Annotated in this window: 9 protein-coding genes; 6 read left to right on the forward strand and 3 right to left on the reverse strand. The window is 50.1% G+C overall.

What is annotated here, in order from left to right; genetic code table 11:
- Positions 1 to 65: 65 nt before the first annotated feature.
- From A10D4_RS00925 to A10D4_RS00940, 4 genes are all read left to right on the forward strand, one after another.
- Positions 66 to 989, forward strand: coding sequence for an AEC family transporter (locus A10D4_RS00925; RefSeq protein ID WP_008487132.1), 924 nt, complete (start codon positions 66 to 68; stop codon positions 987 to 989).
- Positions 990 to 1094: 105 nt separating this feature from the next.
- Positions 1095 to 1781, forward strand: coding sequence for a phosphate regulon transcriptional regulator PhoB (gene phoB, locus A10D4_RS00930; protein ID WP_008487133.1), 687 nt, complete (start codon positions 1095 to 1097; stop codon positions 1779 to 1781).
- A gap of 2 nt (positions 1782 to 1783) precedes the next feature.
- Complete coding sequence (phoR, locus tag A10D4_RS00935; protein WP_008487134.1) at positions 1784 to 3082, forward strand: phosphate regulon sensor histidine kinase PhoR; 1299 nt, start codon at positions 1784 to 1786, stop codon at positions 3080 to 3082.
- Positions 3083 to 3194: 112 nt separating this feature from the next.
- Positions 3195 to 4166: a PstS family phosphate ABC transporter substrate-binding protein gene (locus A10D4_RS00940; protein WP_008487135.1), complete on the forward strand. Its 972-nt coding sequence runs from the start codon at positions 3195 to 3197 to the stop codon at positions 4164 to 4166.
- A gap of 43 nt (positions 4167 to 4209) precedes the next feature.
- On the opposite strand, the gene asnC is transcribed toward A10D4_RS00940, so the two are convergent.
- Positions 4210 to 4656 (reverse strand): transcriptional regulator AsnC, encoded by a 447-nt coding sequence (gene asnC / locus A10D4_RS00945; RefSeq protein ID WP_008487137.1) that lies wholly within the window; start codon positions 4654 to 4656, stop codon positions 4210 to 4212.
- Positions 4657 to 4824: 168 nt separating this feature from the next.
- Here asnC and asnA point away from each other — a divergent pair, with 168 nt between their 5' ends.
- Both asnA and A10D4_RS00955 read left to right on the forward strand, forming a co-directional pair.
- Positions 4825 to 5817: an aspartate--ammonia ligase gene (asnA, locus tag A10D4_RS00950; RefSeq protein ID WP_008487138.1), complete on the forward strand. Its 993-nt coding sequence runs from the start codon at positions 4825 to 4827 to the stop codon at positions 5815 to 5817.
- 187 nt (positions 5818 to 6004) lie between these two features.
- Positions 6005 to 12382: an InlB B-repeat-containing protein gene (locus A10D4_RS00955; protein WP_008487139.1), complete on the forward strand. Its 6378-nt coding sequence runs from the start codon at positions 6005 to 6007 to the stop codon at positions 12380 to 12382.
- Positions 12383 to 12458: 76 nt separating this feature from the next.
- Here the strand turns inward: A10D4_RS00955 and ppx are convergent, their stop codons facing one another.
- Both ppx and ppk1 read right to left on the reverse strand, forming a co-directional pair.
- Complete coding sequence (ppx, locus tag A10D4_RS00960) at positions 12459 to 14000, reverse strand: exopolyphosphatase (RefSeq protein ID WP_008487140.1); 1542 nt, start codon at positions 13998 to 14000, stop codon at positions 12459 to 12461.
- A 45-nt stretch (positions 14001 to 14045) separates the two neighbouring features.
- Positions 14046 to 16106, reverse strand: coding sequence for a polyphosphate kinase 1 (ppk1, locus tag A10D4_RS00965; RefSeq protein WP_008487141.1), 2061 nt, complete (start codon positions 16104 to 16106; stop codon positions 14046 to 14048).
- Between the last annotated feature and the right edge of the window lie 106 nt (positions 16107 to 16212).

A 16212-nucleotide genomic window follows, 5' to 3' on the forward strand; every position in this document is an offset into this window, starting at 1 on the left:
AGCCGTTGCTGCTATCGTTTTTTAGCGGCAAACTAAGCTAAAGCCTCAGTAAGGATGGGACCGTCTTGGAAAATTTAATTTTTATCGCCGTTTATTTGCTTCTAGGCCTAGCGTTACAACGGGTTAAACAATTTCCACAGAATACCGGTCAAGTATTAAATTTGTATGTGATTTATATCGCGTTACCGGCCTTAGTCCTACAAAAAATTCCCGCGCTAACTTTTTCTTCAGCGTTGATCATCCCGGCTTTATTACCTTGGCTATTGTTAGCGTTAGTGGTGCCGTTGATATTATTGTTGGCGAAGCGTTTTCATTGGTCTCGCGGCGCTACTGGTGCGTTATTGATTTGTATTCCTTTAGGCAACACTTCTTTTCTTGGCTTGCCGATGATTGAGGCGTTTTACGGCGCCGAAGCGCTCCCTTATGGCGTGCTCTATGACCAACTGGGGTCATTTTTAGGTTTGGCAATTTATGCCACTATCATTGCCGCTGTTTATAGCGACCAGCAAACTCGCCCGAGTGCTTGGCAAATTACCCACCGAATTGTGATTTTTCCACCCTTTATTGCGTTAGTGGCGGCGTTTGGTTTGCGCGGCTTCAGTTACACGCCGGTGTTGCAGTCGATGGTCGATACTTTGGCTGCCACGTTGGTGCCGGTGATCATGATCGCTGTTGGCTTCCAGCTTAAGTTCCGTTTAGCGCGACACGATCGCAATCCGTTATTGGTTGGTTTATTGCTTAAACTGGTGGCGATGCCGTTATTGGCGATAGCGCTGTTGGTATGGACAGGGTTTGATGATGTCGTAGTTCAAGTCTCGATTTTCGAGGCCGCCATGCCGCCCATGATCTCTGCTGGCGCGGTGGCGATTATGGCTGGTTTAGCGCCATCGTTATCGGCGGCATTAGTCGGCTACGGTATTTTATTTTGCTTTTTAACATTGCCCTTAGTTTATCAGTTGCTGCTTTATCTAAACGGCGTCGTTGGATAACTAAAATAAATGCTTAGCAAGTTAATAAAACTGTATTAATTTCATAAAAGTGTCATATAGTTAATTCATAATTCGCCATAGTCAGAGAGAACTGGGTGAAAACACATGTCAAGAAAGATACTTATCGTCGAAGATGAAGCGCCAATTCGTGAGATGTTAAGCTTTGTCATGGAGCAGCACGGGTATCAAGCGATTGAAGCGGCCAATTACCAGACTGCCTTAGATAAAGTAACCGAGCCGTTTCCCGATATGATCCTGCTGGATTGGATGTTACCCGGAGGTTCCGGTATTCAATTAGCAAAACAGTTGAAGAGCGAAGAGTTTACTCGCAACATCCCGATTATTATGTTGACTGCCCGTGGCGAAGAAGAAGACAAAGTGAAAGGTCTTGAGGTGGGCGCAGATGACTACATTACCAAGCCTTTTTCGCCAAAAGAATTAATGGCGCGCATGCGAGCGGTATTCCGTCGTGTATCACCGACCTCGTTGGATGAGCCGTTAGAATTGGATGGTTTAAAGCTTGATCCGGTGTCACATCGGGTATCGGCTTATGACCGGCCGGTTGATATGGGGCCTACCGAATTCCGTTTGCTGCACTTTTTTATGACTCATCAAGAACGGGTTTATAGTCGTGAGCAGTTGCTCGATCAGGTGTGGGGCACAAACGTCTATGTTGAAGACCGCACCGTCGATGTGCACATTCGTCGTTTACGCAAAGCCATTGCTGATAATGGCCATGACCGCTTCATTCAAACGGTGCGAGGTGTGGGTTACCGCTTTTCAGCCCGTTAGTTATGGATAATAATTTTTCCGCACTGTTTTTAATTCGTGGATTACTGATTTACTTAGCGCCGTTCATTTTGGTCGGTGCTCTGCTTGACCAGTTGTGGCTGGCGCTAAGTATCGGTCTGCTGCTACTGACCGTATGGAATTACTTTTTCAAACTGAAGTTGATCCGTTGGTTATGGCGTAGTCGCACCATCATGCCGCCTTCTGCTCCTGGTAGTTGGAGTTACATTTACGAAGGTATTTATCGTACGCAACGGCGTAGTCAGCATCGTCGTCGCGCGCTGGCGCGTATTCTGCGACGCTTCCGCGAAGCCTCCGAAGCGATTCCCGATGCCGCGGTGGTTTTTCGTGCCGATGGCTCGTTGTTATGGAGTAATAAGCTGGCACAGTTTCATTTTGGTTTGCGTTGGCCTAGCGATGCCGGCATACGCTTATCGAATTTGATTCGCCACCCTGAATTTGTTAGTTACCTCAATAAGGGTGACTTTCGCGAGGCGATAACTATTCCGTCGCCGGTACGCGAACATGCCGAGCTTGAAATCCGCATCATGCCTTATTCCGACGACCAGTTTATGCTGATAGCTCGCGATGTCACGCAATTACGCCAGTTAGAGCGTATGCGCAAAGACTTTGTCGCCAACGTCTCACACGAACTGAAAACGCCGCTGACCGTTCTGCAGGGCTATCTGGAAATGATGGATGAGCCGGCCAGTATGCCGCCTACATTACAAAAGAAAGCGGTTGGCGATATGTATCGGCAAAGTGAACGAATGCGCAATCTGGTCAATCAATTGCTAGTATTGTCACGTATGGATAGCGCTGCGCGGGGCGATATATTTGAACGTAAAGTGGGCATGCCGCAGCTATTGCGACAAATCCAAAGCGAGATGCAGCCCTTAGCTCAACAGCGCCAACAACAACTGCTATTTAATATCGCCGAACTGGATATGTATGGCCGCGAAGATGAGCTACGCAGCGCGATTGTCAATTTAGTCAGTAATGCCATTAATTACACGCAAGAGGGCGGAGAGATAACCGTCAACTGGCGTAAAGTGGGGCAACAAGCAGAACTCAGCGTGAGTGATAATGGTGCGGGTATTGCATCGCAGCATTTACCGCGTCTTACCGAGCGTTTCTATCGCGTCGATAGCGACCGCAATAGCGCCAGTGGTGGTACCGGGCTTGGTCTTTCCATCGTTAAGCATGCTTTAGAACACCATCATTCGCAGCTACAGGTTAGTAGTAAAGAAGGCGTCGGTAGCCGTTTTTGGTTTCGAATTTCAGCCGAGTTAATGACAAATTAGTGACATTTTTGTGTGTGTTGTCATTAAAGTGTCACACAGGCTACCTATACTGCTATGCGAACGTTAACCAAACTCAGATGCTAATTCGCATCGGTACGTATTGGAGTGATTTATGACGATGAAAAAATTGTTCGCCACCTGTGTGTTAGCAGGCGCAATGACGGCAACCTCTGCATACGCGGTTGACGATCTGCCTAAATATGAGCCTATCAACGGTTTATCCGGTAATTTGTCTTCGGTAGGTTCAGATACGCTGGCTAACATGATGACGTTTTGGTCTGAAGAGTTTACCCGTCTGTATCCTAGCATTAACTTTCAGGTGCAAGCGGCTGGCTCATCAACGGCGCCACCGGCATTGACCGAAGGTACTGCTAATTTTGGTCCGATGAGTCGGATGATGAAATCGAAAGAGATTGAAGCTTTCGAAAAGCGTCATGGTTACAAGCCAACGCCGGTGCGAGTTGCTATTGACGCCTTGGCGGTGTTTGTACATAAAGATAACCCGATTGAAGGCTTAACGATCCCACAGGTTGACGCCATTTTCTCATCAACGCGTAAATGTGGCGCACAACAGCAAGTTAATCGCTGGGGTGATTTAGATATGACCGGCGCGTGGGCAAATCGCGATTTACAGTTATATGGTCGTAACTCGGTTTCCGGCACCTACGGTTACTTTAAAGAAACCGCGTTGTGTGACGGCGACTTCCGCGCCAATGTCAATGAGCAACCTGGCTCGGCTTCGGTGGTGCAATCGGTATCGACGTCGGTGAACGCGATAGGTTACTCGGGTATTGGTTACATGACTTCAGGTGTACGAGCGGTACCGTTAGCGCAAAAAGCGGGTGAACCCTTTATCGCCGCCAACACAGAAAATGCATTAGCCGGTAAATACCCATTAGCTCGGTTCTTGGTCGTGTATGTCAATAAGCACCCCAATAAGCCGCTAGCACCTGCCGATGCTGAATTCCTGAAAATGATTCTGTCGCAAACGGGACAAGAAATCGTAGAGAAAGACGGTTATATTCCTTTGCCACGCGCAGTGGTCGATGCTGAACTCAAGCGGTTGGGCTTACACAACCACTAAGCTTTTCTTAAGTTAACCGACCGGCTCAATTGAGCCGGTTTTTTTATGGGGTAATTTGTCGTTGTATCGGCTGTTGCAACGAAATCAATGTCTCCGTCGATTGAATCGCATCAATGGCCTGAATCTTACTGATCAATAATTGTTGTAATTCGTCAATTGAACGCACCATGATTTTCACAAAAATGCTGTATTGCCCCGTTGTATAATAGGCCTCTAGCACTTCTGGTAATTGCTCCAAGCGCGCTAGTGTCGCCGGGTAGTCGCCAGCACTCTTCAAAATAATGCCGATAAAACAGGTCACGTCATAACCAAGCTTGCGGCTGTCGAGTGTAGCTACGGTGCCCGTTATGACACCTTGCTGACGCATTTTCTCAACGCGTACGTGTACGGTCGCCGGACTGACCCGAAACTGTTTAGCTAAATCGGCGTATGAACGTCGCGCGTTTTGCTGCAGTGCGGTTAGGATTTGTTTGTCTAAATCATCGATCATTCGATTTACACCCATTAATTTATGGTTTTGTAGATATTATCTAATTTAAATCGAATTAATTTCAATAAAATTATTGCTGTTAGGGTAATTTGCTAGTGGTTATTGATTATTTCCGTGGTTTGGTCGATGTTGTATCTATCTGGGCAAGGCAAATCTGAGGACTCGCACATGAAACATGAATTCATCCAACGCCAAAGTCGTATTCGCTTTATCAAGCAGCGCTTTACCGAAGCTTTATGTCAGGCACTACAACTGCAAGAGGTGCAAGCGCCGCTATTGACCGACCCGCGAGATGGTGTACAGGACGGTTTAGCGGGCTATGAGCAAGCGGTTAAGGTTGCGGTGAAATCCTTAGCCACCGACTATGAAGTAGTGCACTCATTAGCGAAATGGAAGCGGCAATTATTAGCGCGTTATCAGTTTGCTGCTGGTGAGGGTATCGTCACTCAAATGCGCGCCTTGCGTCCCGATGAGGAGCGTTTGAGTCCGATTCACTCGGTACAAGTCGACCAATGGGATTGGGAGCAAGTGATTTTACCAAGCCAACGCAGTCGCGCGACATTGCAGCAGACGGCGGCTGCCATTTATGCGGCGCTGCAAGTTTGCGCTGCGGACTATGCCGAACAGTTTCAATTAACAACACCGACATTGCCGCCGCAATTGACCTTCATCGACAGTGCAGCATTGCAGCAGCAATATCCGCAGTTGCCGGCGAAACAGCGTGAGCGAATGGTCGCCAGGCAATATGGTGCGGTGCTGTTGATGGGGATTGGTGCGAAGCTTAGCGACGGTCAAGTACATGACTTGCGGGCGCCTGATTACGACGATTGGTCGACGTCTGACAGTAGCGGCACGGTGGGGCTAAACGGCGATATTATATTATGGAATCCCGTTTTAGATGACGCTATTGAGTTGTCGTCGATGGGAGTCAGGGTCGACGCTAGCGCCTTAAGAGCGCAGTTAGCGCTGAGTGGACAACAGCATTTAGCGACCTTGCCGTGGCATCAACAGTTATTAGCGGGGCAGTTACCCAGCACCATTGGTGGCGGTATTGGTCAGTCAAGATTATGTATGTGGCTGATGCAACAAATGCATATAGGAGAGGTTCAATCTAGCGTATGGTCAAGCGCTGAACATGAAGCTTATCCATCGCTTTTATGACGTCTTTTGACGTCAGTTTTTTAATGCTGACGTCATTTTAGCTGTTGATTTGTAAGGGTTATTTGTTTTAACCTTTTATTTTATAAGGTTTTTGCTTTTTACAATAAAAAGTCATTAAAAAAAGCAAGCTTTACGAATATTTACAGTGTTATAATCACGTTATCTTTGTGTGGATTGAGTCGTGATTATGATTAATGTTAAGTCTTGGCTGTACAAATTTGTACTATTGTCGAGTTTACCGCTCGCATCAGCGCTGGCGACAAACGATGTTGCTGTAGATAACAGCGATTATGCGCCGCGTGTGCTGACTAACGGGGCGGTTTCGCTGGCCTCGCCAATGCAGCGTTTGCAGGCTCAGATTGATGCGCAAGGCGCTACCTTAACGGTGGCGCACGAACAGGGAGCTGACGAGCAGGTGTCGGTTCGCCCAATTAGTTTGGGACGCATACAACAGCAGCTACTAAGCGCCGGTCATGTGGTAACCGATGCGCAACGGGTGTTGCTTAAGCGTCAACAGTTGACCGAAATTTTTAGTAGTTCGATGCATGGTGTGCGGCAAGACTTCTTAATTTCTCAGCGCCCTCAAGGCGACGGCGCATTGAGTCTAACCTTGGCTTTTCAAGGCGCGAACGTTGCTGGTGCGGGGCAGGGTGTCAACGTGACCACGGCAAACGGTCGCGAACTCAGCTACCACAAATTGCAAGTTATAGATGCCGATGGTCAGCGACTGGCGGCAACCATGCGTGCCACGGCTCACAATCGGCTGACGATTGAAGTCGACGACCGTGCCGCTCGTTATCCAGTACTCATCGACCCGACCTTTAGTGACGCTAACTGGCAAGCGTTTGCACCGGATGCTGGTGGCTCGCCGAACAATCAGGTTCGCGCCATGGTTGAATATCAGGGTGACTTATACGTCGGTGGCACGTTTGCACAAGTTGCTGGTGAGCAAGTTTATTATATCGCACGTTGGAACGGTTATCGTTGGCAAAAATTGGGCGATGGTGTTAACAACGCGGTTTATGCGATGACGGTTTTTAATGACAAACTGATCGTCGGCGGCTCATTTACTACTGCCAGCGGCGAGAGTGTACTGCGTATTGCGAGCTGGGATGGGAACAATTGGCAAGCGCTCGGTGACGGCCTTAACTCGTCGGTGGTCGATCTAACTGTTTATAACGGTGAGCTGATAGCCGGCGGTATTTTTACTGCTGCGGGCGGCATTAGCGTTAATCGCATTGCGCGTTGGGACGGCAGCAATTGGCATGCGATGGGTGGCCCTGACCAGGGTACCGTTAATTCGGTATCGGAATACAATGGCGATTTAATCGTCGTTGGCTCTTTTTACATGGTCAATGGTGAAAACCATAACTACATCACCCGTTGGGACGGTAGCTCATGGTCTAGTCTGGGTGAAGGTCTGAATACCACCGTTAACGATGCGGTTGAGTTCCAAGGCAAACTTTATGTAACCGGTCAATTTACTGGCTCTGGAGGTCATGCTCTCCCATACATAGCCGCATGGGATGGCAGCGCATGGTCAGCGGTGGGTGGCGGTTTATCCGATGCGGGTTATTCGCTATATGCTGATAACGATAAGCTTTACGTTGGCGGTCAATTTGAAACGGCCGACGGCATTAGTAGCTTAGGTATTGCCGCTTGGGACGGCAGCAGTTGGCAAGCCGTTGGTGATGGTTTGGGGCTTTACGCCGGTACGGTGATTCGTATCTACCGCATCGCTAAGTTCGACAACGAAATTTTATTGGGCGGTCTGCTCGATAAAAATGGCGTTGTTAACTTAGTGCGCTTGAACAATGATAGCGAGTGGCAAGGTTTTCAATCGACCTTCCTTGACGGTTCGACACAGGTGGTCGCGGAATATGATGGCGATACCATTGTCGGTGGTGACTTTACTGAAATCTCAGGTATTGCAGCAAACCGGATTGCGCGTTGGGACGGCTCGCAATGGCACGCAATGGGAGACGGTTTTAACGGTACGGTAACGACCATCGCGAGTTACCAAGGTGAACTCTATGCGGCCGGAGCATTCGACCATAGTGGTAGCTCCGCGGTGGCACACGTGGCGCGTTGGGATAGCGACGGACAAACTTGGCAGCCATTAACGATCGGTGTGAATAATACCGTTTATCGCGTAAAAGTGATCAACGACGAGTTATGGATCTTGGGTGACTTTAGCTCTGCGGGTGGCGAGTCTGCCACTGGTATGGCTCGTTGGGATGGCAGTCAATGGTTAAGCGTTGATTTTCCTTATCAAGTTCACTATGGGCCAACTGATGTTGTCGAGTACCAAGGTGAAGTGGTTGTTAGCGGTCGCTTCTATAACCCAGAGGGCTTTTTACTATTTAAAGTCGCTGCATTCGATGGCGAGCAGTGGTACCCGCTAGAGCTTGATGCCGTCACGGGTATGGTGCTGAGCATGGCGGTACACGACGATGTTCTGTATGTGACCGGCAATATCTATCGCATGAATGAGAGCGTCAGTGCCAGCGGCGTTGCGGCTTGGGATGGCAGTCAATGGTCTAATGTTGGCGACAGCGACGTTGGCTCTGGAAAAACCTTGCAATCGTTTAAGCAGGAGTTGTTCTTAGGTAGCGATAGCGGTTTATACGTTCTTAAAAACGGTGCTTTCCAACAACCAGACACGAGTGTTAATCAGCTAATTAATGGCTTGGACGCCGCTAACGATAGTCTTTATCTGACCGGTTCATTCAGCTCGGCGGGCGGTAAACCTGCGCAAAACCTAGCACGTTTAATACCGACGGTGAGTGTCAGCTTAGATGAGCAGCAAGGTGCTGGAGCCGTAGCGACTAAGTACTTCCCTGGTTCGACTATCAAGTTACCACAGCCGACTCGCGAGCATTACAACTTCACGGGTTGGAATACTGCCAGTGACGGTTCGGGTACTAACTACACCACTAATTTACCGCTGATTAGCAGTGCGGTTAGCTTGTATGCGCAATGGCAATTAAAGAGCTACACCATTAGCTTTGACAGTGCGGGCGGCAGTAGCGTGGCTGATATGGAAGTGGCTTATGGTGCCAGCGTGACCGCACCTACCGCGCCGACTCGCACCGGTTATACCTTTACCGGCTGGAGCCCAGAGTTACCAAGCACCATGCCGGGTGAAGATCTGAGTGTCACGGCACAGTGGCAGAAGAACTCTTATACTGTTACTTTTAATCTTGGCGCAGGCACACCGTTAACTGAAATTGTCGAATTTGGCGAAGCGATTCCCTTACCGACCGTACCGGCACGCACTGGTTATACTTTTACCGGCTGGAGCCCGGCATTACCGAGCACTATGCCAGCCAATGACGTCACGGTAACGGCGCAGTGGCAGGTGAATAGCTATACGCTGAGCTTTGATAGCAACGGCGGTAGCGCGGTTGCGGCGCAAAACGTTAATTATGGTGCGGCCGTCACTGCTCCCGCGGCGCCTACTCGTACCGGCTATTCTTTTACCGGCTGGAGCCCGGCATTACCGAGCACGATGCCCGCCAACGACGTTGCGGTGACTGCACAATGGCAGGTTAATAGCTACACGCTGAGCTTTGATAGCAATGGTGGTAGTGCGGTTGCGGCGCAAAGCATCGATTACGGTGCGACTGTCACTGCACCGGTAGCGCCTACCCGCCTCGGCTATACCTTTGTCGGTTGGAGTCCGGTATTACCGAGCACCATGCCTGCCAATGACGTCACGGCGATCGCACAGTGGCAAGCTAATAGCTATATCATTGCTTTTGATAGTGATGGTGGTAGTGCTATCGAAAGCCAAACCTACAGTTATGGTGCTACGGTGAACGCTCCGACTGCCCCGACTCGTGAGGGCTATACATTTAAAGGCTGGACGCCGCAGTTACCGCCAACAATGCCAGCTGAAAACTTAACGGTAAAAGCACAATGGCAAGTTAACCAATATACCATTACGTTTGACACTGATGGAGGTAGCGCTATAGAGCCTCTGACGGCAGATTTCGGTGCTCAGGTTGCTAAGCCACAAACGCCTACGAAAGAAGACCACACCTTTGTCAGTTGGCAGCCGGCGATACCCGAGACGATGCCGGCTAATGACGTGACCGTGGTTGCTCAATGGCAGGAGTCAGCTAAAGTGACGGTGACTGCTCGGGTTGAGGGTAATGGCCAGGTGACGCCGGCTTCACAAACTGTTAAGCGAGGTGAGAGAGCGAGCTTCACACTGACCTTAGCTGATGTTGAAGACTATGTGGTACTGGCCGGTAGCTGTTCCGCGTCACGCTCAGATATGACGATTACCACGGCACGCGTGACAGAAGACTGCGAGCTGATAATTCATGTGTATGACTCAACCGACGCCGAAAAAGACCAGGATGGTCCGGTTGGTGGATCGCAAGCGGTTGGCTTCCGCCTTAACGGTGGTGCCGGTGATAAGGCCTTACAATGGGTTGACCGTCTACGCGGTGGTGTTGAAACACGCCTAAAAGGTGCCGAGGCTGAAGCGCTGATTAGCCTGCAAGAAGACGGTAGTTTTATCTTCTTGGCCGAACTGACCGGTCGCTATAGTTTACGCTTCCGTGATGAAGTCTCAGGTGAGATCACAGAACTGAGTTTTGATGTCATGCCGTACTTGGCGTTTAGCGCGTCACGACAGCTAGCGCAGCAAGAGCAGACCGTTGATGTCGGTGTTTGGTTGAGCGATGAGCCGATTGAATATCCGGTCAGCGCGACCTTGAATCGCGATGCTCTGGGTCAGTCGCCGTTAGCGTTAAGTTTTGACGAACCACAGTCGTTACAGCAAGTGTTGAGTATGCAAGCAAGCGCATCGGCTACCGAGGTGCAGTTAACGCTAGCTGATATTGAGCAAGCCCTCGCTGGTTCACCGGCGACGACGACCTTGCGTTTAACCGAGCAAGCACTGCCGTTAACGGTACAGCTAAGTAGTCATCAGGCGAGTGAGCAGCAAACGCGCATCGTCAGTCGTGACAGCGGCGTGGTAACCTTGACTGCGGCACTGAAAAGTGGTGCCGACGCTGAATTTAGCTGGCAGTCGGATATCGACTTGAGCGTCGCAGGAAGCAGCGCTAGTTTTGACCCACAAAGTGTCGACAACGGCAGCTACCTGATCAGCGTCGAAGCCACTGCGGCAGAGCGTAGCGGTCAGGCCGAAATAACACTGACTGTGGTTGATAGCTGTCCGGATAATGACTGTGCGGGCTTGGTGAAAGGCTTGCCGACAGCGGCTGACCAGAACGCTGAACGGTTAAACCGCCTGGCCATCTGTCCAGCAGCCGTTGGCAGCGCACGCTCAAGTGCTTGTGGTGAGAATGAAGATGGCTTTATTGAAGTGCCGAGCTTGTACACGCTGACCTTGGGTGTGTTAAGTGCCGAGCAGTCATGGCAAAGTCAGCAGTTTGGTACTGTGCTAAATGACGCGTCGTTGGGCGAGGACGAAGGCTTTAACCAACTTGGCGCAATGGTCAACTTTAACGTGGTCGATATCACTGCTCCAGGCGATATCGTGCCGGTGGCGATACCTTTGGTCAGCGGTGTCAGCATTCCGCAAGGCGCGGTCTGGCGCAAGTGGATCGATGGCCAATGGCAGACCTTTGTCGAAGATGACTCGAACCGTATCGACAGTGCGGAGAAAATGAGCAATGGCCGTTGTCCGGTGGTCTCGGCTGACAGTTGGACGCCGGGTCTGAGTGCGGGTCATGGCTGTGTGCGCTTGTTCATCGAAGATGGTGGTCCGAACGACGACGACGGTCAGGTTAACGGCAGTATTCGCGATCCGGGTGTGCTGGCTGTCGAAGCGGAAGTTGAACCAGAGCCGCCGGTGGAGCCAGAGCCAACCCGCCCAGCCGAAACTCGCTCAGGTGGTAATATCGGTGGCGGCTTGTTGCTGTTGTTAGGTGCGTTATTAGGACTGCGGACTCGCGCGATCCGTCAGGCACTCAAACGTTCGGCGTTAATGGCGTTGGCAGTATTGGGTGTCACGCACCAAGCGGCCGCGCAAGAGTGGTACTTAGGCGCAGAGGCATTGCAAATCCATAGCGACGTGAAAGCCGAGCAGGTGGAAGCCGATTTAGCCGCCCTAGGTTATGCCGACAGCGGTTTGAACATTGATGATAAATCACGCCAAGGCCTACGTTTATATGGTGGCTGGCAAGTCAACCCGGTGCTAGCGTTTGAATTAGCTTGGGTGGATACCAACGAGATCACCACCAGCTTTGCTCGTTTACCCGAAGATGTTGATACTGATAGCCTGAAAGATGTTTGGCCGGTATCAGGTAAAGGTCCAGAGCTGAGCTTGCTGCTGACGCCATTTACCGATTCCGAACAATGGCGTCCCGGCGTGCGTTTAGGTGTTTGGCGCATGCGCAGTGATAGTGATTTCCGTCAAGGGCGAACAGTACAGATGCTGGAAAACGACGATACGGTGATGGTGTTAGAGACCTTCACTCGCTATCAGGTTAACTCGCATTGGGCGGTGAAATTAGGTGTTAGCCATTATCGTCTGCACGCCGCGCCGATGAACACGGTGACTGTGGGTTTAAACTACCGTTTCTAATACCGCAGTCTATTTGATGTTGAATAACGAAAGCCCAGTCCTCGGACTGGGCTTTTTAGATTAAGCACGCTGCTGATCACGCCCAAAGCAATTCGATATTGAGTTTGGCTAGCTGTTGTCGCTCGTTCAATAGATCGGCTTGCAATACCATGTCTTGCTGACGATCGGGAGTCAGTTGCAGGGTTAAATTATCTTGCTCGGCATGTACCTTGGCTATCACTGGGTCTGACTGTCGGTCCTGATTAACCAATACGGCTAAACGTATGATAGCCACCAGGCGCTGTACTTGGCGCAGCGGGTATAAACGGGTTTTAGGTAATGCTGATGGTTGTAGCTTTTTGCGCTGTAAGCGCACAATAGCGGCTAGAATGTCTTGTTGTTCGCGGTTAAAGCCGGGTAGGTCGGCATGTGCAAGAATATAGGCCGAGTGCTTATGCTTGCCACTACTATTGATATGCAAGCCCACTTCGTGCAACCTGGCTGCCCAACTTAGTAAGGCATACCAAATCGGTCGCTCTAGGGCCCACGCGTGCTGACAGCCGTGGAACAGTTTATCGGCACTTATCGCTACTCGTGCGGCTTGATTCTCGTCCACTTGATAACGCTTGGCGATGGCATCGATGGTGCGTTGGCGAACGTCATCGCCTTGCAGTTGTTGTGCAGCTAATTCGTACAACACACCTTCACGGAGAGCGGCATCGTGTTCGCTGAGATAATCGAGTTCGAGTTCATTAAAAATGGCGAGCAGAATCGCACACCCGGCCGCCATCACCGATTGTCGCTCCGGCGCGATAGCTTTATGAGTAAGCGCGTCAGCATGACCCTGTGTGAGCAGCCATTGTTGCAGCTCGAGCAAGCTGGCATGGGTAATGCCACCTTCGCTCCAGCCACAATCTTTGACCACGGCAGCGATGGTTTTAATAGTGCCGGAGGTGCCAATGACAGTAGTCCAGTCGTAACGGTTAAGTTGCGATAATAACGGTTCGACTTCGCGCTGCGCAGCGACTACGGCTTTATGAAAACGCTTCTTGCTAATTTTTCCGTTAGCAAAAAATTGTTCGGTAAAGCTGACGCAACCCATACTGCGAGAAGCGACAAAACGCGCTTGGCTGCCGTCGCCGACGATCAACTCGGTACTGCCGCCGCCAATGTCGATGACCATCCGTGTCGCTTGACCGGCGACCGTTTGCGCGACGCCTTGATAAATCAGTCGTGCTTCTTCGTGACCTGAAATGACTTCGATAGGATAGGGCAAAATGGTGGCTGCGCGCTGTAAGAACTCACGTCCGTTACTGGCTTTACGTAGCGTATGCGTAGCGACCACGCGCACCTGCTCTGGGGCAAATCCTTGTAATCGCTGTGCACAGATATGCAGTGCCTCAAAACCGCGCTGCATCGCTTGCTGACTCAAACTTTGCTTATCGTCCATACCGGCTCCCAGTTGTACCGGTTGTTTGAGTTTTAACAGCGGTTGTAAGGCACCATCGACGACTCGCGCCGTGATCAGGTGAAAGCTATTAGAGCCTAAATCCAGTGCCGCAAACTGCTCAGCTGCTTGGGTCTGATGTGACTCATTTGCGGTATGCTCCGGTGCGGTGCTTACAGGCTTATCGGTCATCACTGGCCTCATCGATAAAGTGGTGCTAAGAACGTGCGCAGTGGTTTATTCGCTGGCACGATTTTGCTGCTTTAAATAGTCATAAATAGCCAATTGCGACTGTAATTTACGTTTATTCCCACGCTTCACATAGTGATTACGTTGCTCGGCGTCGATCACCCGGGCCTTGGTGGTATCGCGCCAATGTAACGCTAGAATATCCATAATTTGTTGTTGCAGTTTGGCGTCGTTAATCGGCACGCTGACCTCAATGCGTTGATCGAGGTTACGCGCCATCCAGTCCGCTGAACCGATGTACACTTCGCGCTGGCCGCCGTTAGCAAAGGCCATCACCCGCGGGTGTTCTAAAAAACGATCGACGATACTGATCACTTTTATATTATCGCTAATGCCCTTGATGCCGGGCACTAAGGCACACATGCCTCGCACTATCAGTTTGATTTTAACACCCGCTTGACTGGCGGCATAAAGGGCTTGAATCAGTTCCACATCGACTAAATTATTGACCTTGGCTTCTATCCACGCCGTTTGCCGTTGCTGAGCATGTTGCTGTTCACGTTGAATCAAGGCCAGCAGTCGTTCGCGTTGATTCAGCGGTGATACCAATAATGAGCTAAAACGGTAACGTTTGTAGCTATGCTCAATAAAATCGAAGACCTGCTCGACTTCTTGAGTAATAGCCGGCTGACAGGTAAACAGGGTAAAATCGGTATACACTTTGGCGGTATGCTCGTGAAAGTTACCGGTGCCGATAGCCGCATATTGACGTACGACATCGTCCTGTTTGCGCGTGATCAGGCAAATTTTACTATGTACCTTTAGATTCGGAATACCAAACGACACCTGAATACCGGCATCGGTCATTAAGCGTGCCCACTCAATGTTATTTTCTTCATCGAAACGGGCTCGTAGCTCGACCACCACCGACACCGATTTACCGTTGTGTACGGCGTCTAACAGCGAGCCGATGATACGCGAATGCTTTGCCACACGATAAATGGCTAAGCGGATATGTGTGACTTGTGGGTCGCAGGCGGCTTGCCGCACCATTTCGGTTAAATGGCGAAACTTGTGATAAGGGTAGTAGAGTAAAATATCATTCGCGTCGATGGCCGAGAATACCGATGGATAGGCTTCAAACTGCCAGTGGTCGAGCGCCTGCAGCGGTGCATTTTGCAAAGATTTACGGCCGACATTGGGAAACCGAATAAAGTCACGGAAATTACGATAACGGCCACCCGGAACTACCGCGTCATAGGCGCTGAGGTTTAAGCGTTTGACCAAAAAGCGCAGCATCGCCGAGGGCATGGCTTTGTCATAAACAAAACGTAACGGCTTGGCTTGAATACGTTGCTTCAAGCCTTCTTCCATCTGTTCAAGTACACTCTGGTCTATCTCTTCGCTGACGTCGAACTCGGCATCACGGGTCATTTTTAAGGAAAATGCTTGTAACCCATCAAACTCAATCAGGCCACGAAAGATCTCGTGCAAAAACAGGCTGATAATATTATCCAGCAGCACCACTTTTTTCTTACGCTTAGAGCCTTCGGCAGGGAGTTGCACAAAGCGCGACAATTCATGCGTGGGAATTTCAATTAACGCATAGCGAATATTGTCTTGGTGCTGGATCTGAATGCACAGATAGGCTGAATCCTCATCCATGCGGGCGGCAACATGGGTATGTGTATCGATAAATATCGGCACTAAGTAACGTAGCAGCGTGTCGCGAAAGTAACCCTTTAACCAGTCGACATCGCGCTCGCTTAATTGCTGCTCTTCGAGTATGTAAATGTGCTTTTTAGCTAGGCTGCTGTAGACCTCTAACCGAATGCGCTCAAAGTCCTCATGCAATTGCAGCACTTTCTTTTGAATTGATTGCAATAGCTGTTCTTCGTAGGCGCGAATGCTATCGCTGGCGGCATATTGAATGCGGCGTCGCACATCGGCCACCCGAACCCGAAAGAATTCATCCAAGTTATTGGAGAAAATCCCTAAAAAGCGCACCCGCTCGATGACCGCGTTATCGTTATCCGCGGCTTCTTGCAAGACCCGTTCATTAAAGGCTAACCAACTTAATTCTTTAGCGTAAATAGGCAATTCGGTCACGGTACCTTATCCTTATGCTGTGTTATCCCTAGCATGCACCGTTTCTGTGAATATTTTATGACAGCCATGTAACAATACTGTCATATAGTGTCGGTATACTTCGGCA

Origin of the sequence: Idiomarina xiamenensis 10-D-4 (assembly GCF_000299895.1) — a bacterium.
GTDB lineage: Bacteria > Pseudomonadota > Gammaproteobacteria > Enterobacterales > Alteromonadaceae > Idiomarina > Idiomarina xiamenensis.

Coding starts and splice junctions, on each gene's coding strand:
- phoB (WP_008487133.1), top strand. CDS start 1,095: ATGTCAAGAAAGATACTTATCGTCGAAGATGAAGCGCCAATTCGTGAG.
- phoR (WP_008487134.1), top strand. CDS start 1,784: ATGGATAATAATTTTTCCGCACTGTTTTTAATTCGTGGATTACTGATT.
- A10D4_RS00940 (WP_008487135.1), top strand. CDS start 3,195: ATGACGATGAAAAAATTGTTCGCCACCTGTGTGTTAGCAGGCGCAATG.
- asnC (WP_008487137.1), bottom strand. CDS start 4,656: ATGATCGATGATTTAGACAAACAAATCCTAACCGCACTGCAGCAAAAC.
- asnA (WP_008487138.1), top strand. CDS start 4,825: ATGAAACATGAATTCATCCAACGCCAAAGTCGTATTCGCTTTATCAAG.
- A10D4_RS00955 (WP_008487139.1), top strand. CDS start 6,005: ATGATTAATGTTAAGTCTTGGCTGTACAAATTTGTACTATTGTCGAGT.
- ppx (WP_008487140.1), bottom strand. CDS start 14,000: ATGACCGATAAGCCTGTAAGCACCGCACCGGAGCATACCGCAAATGAG.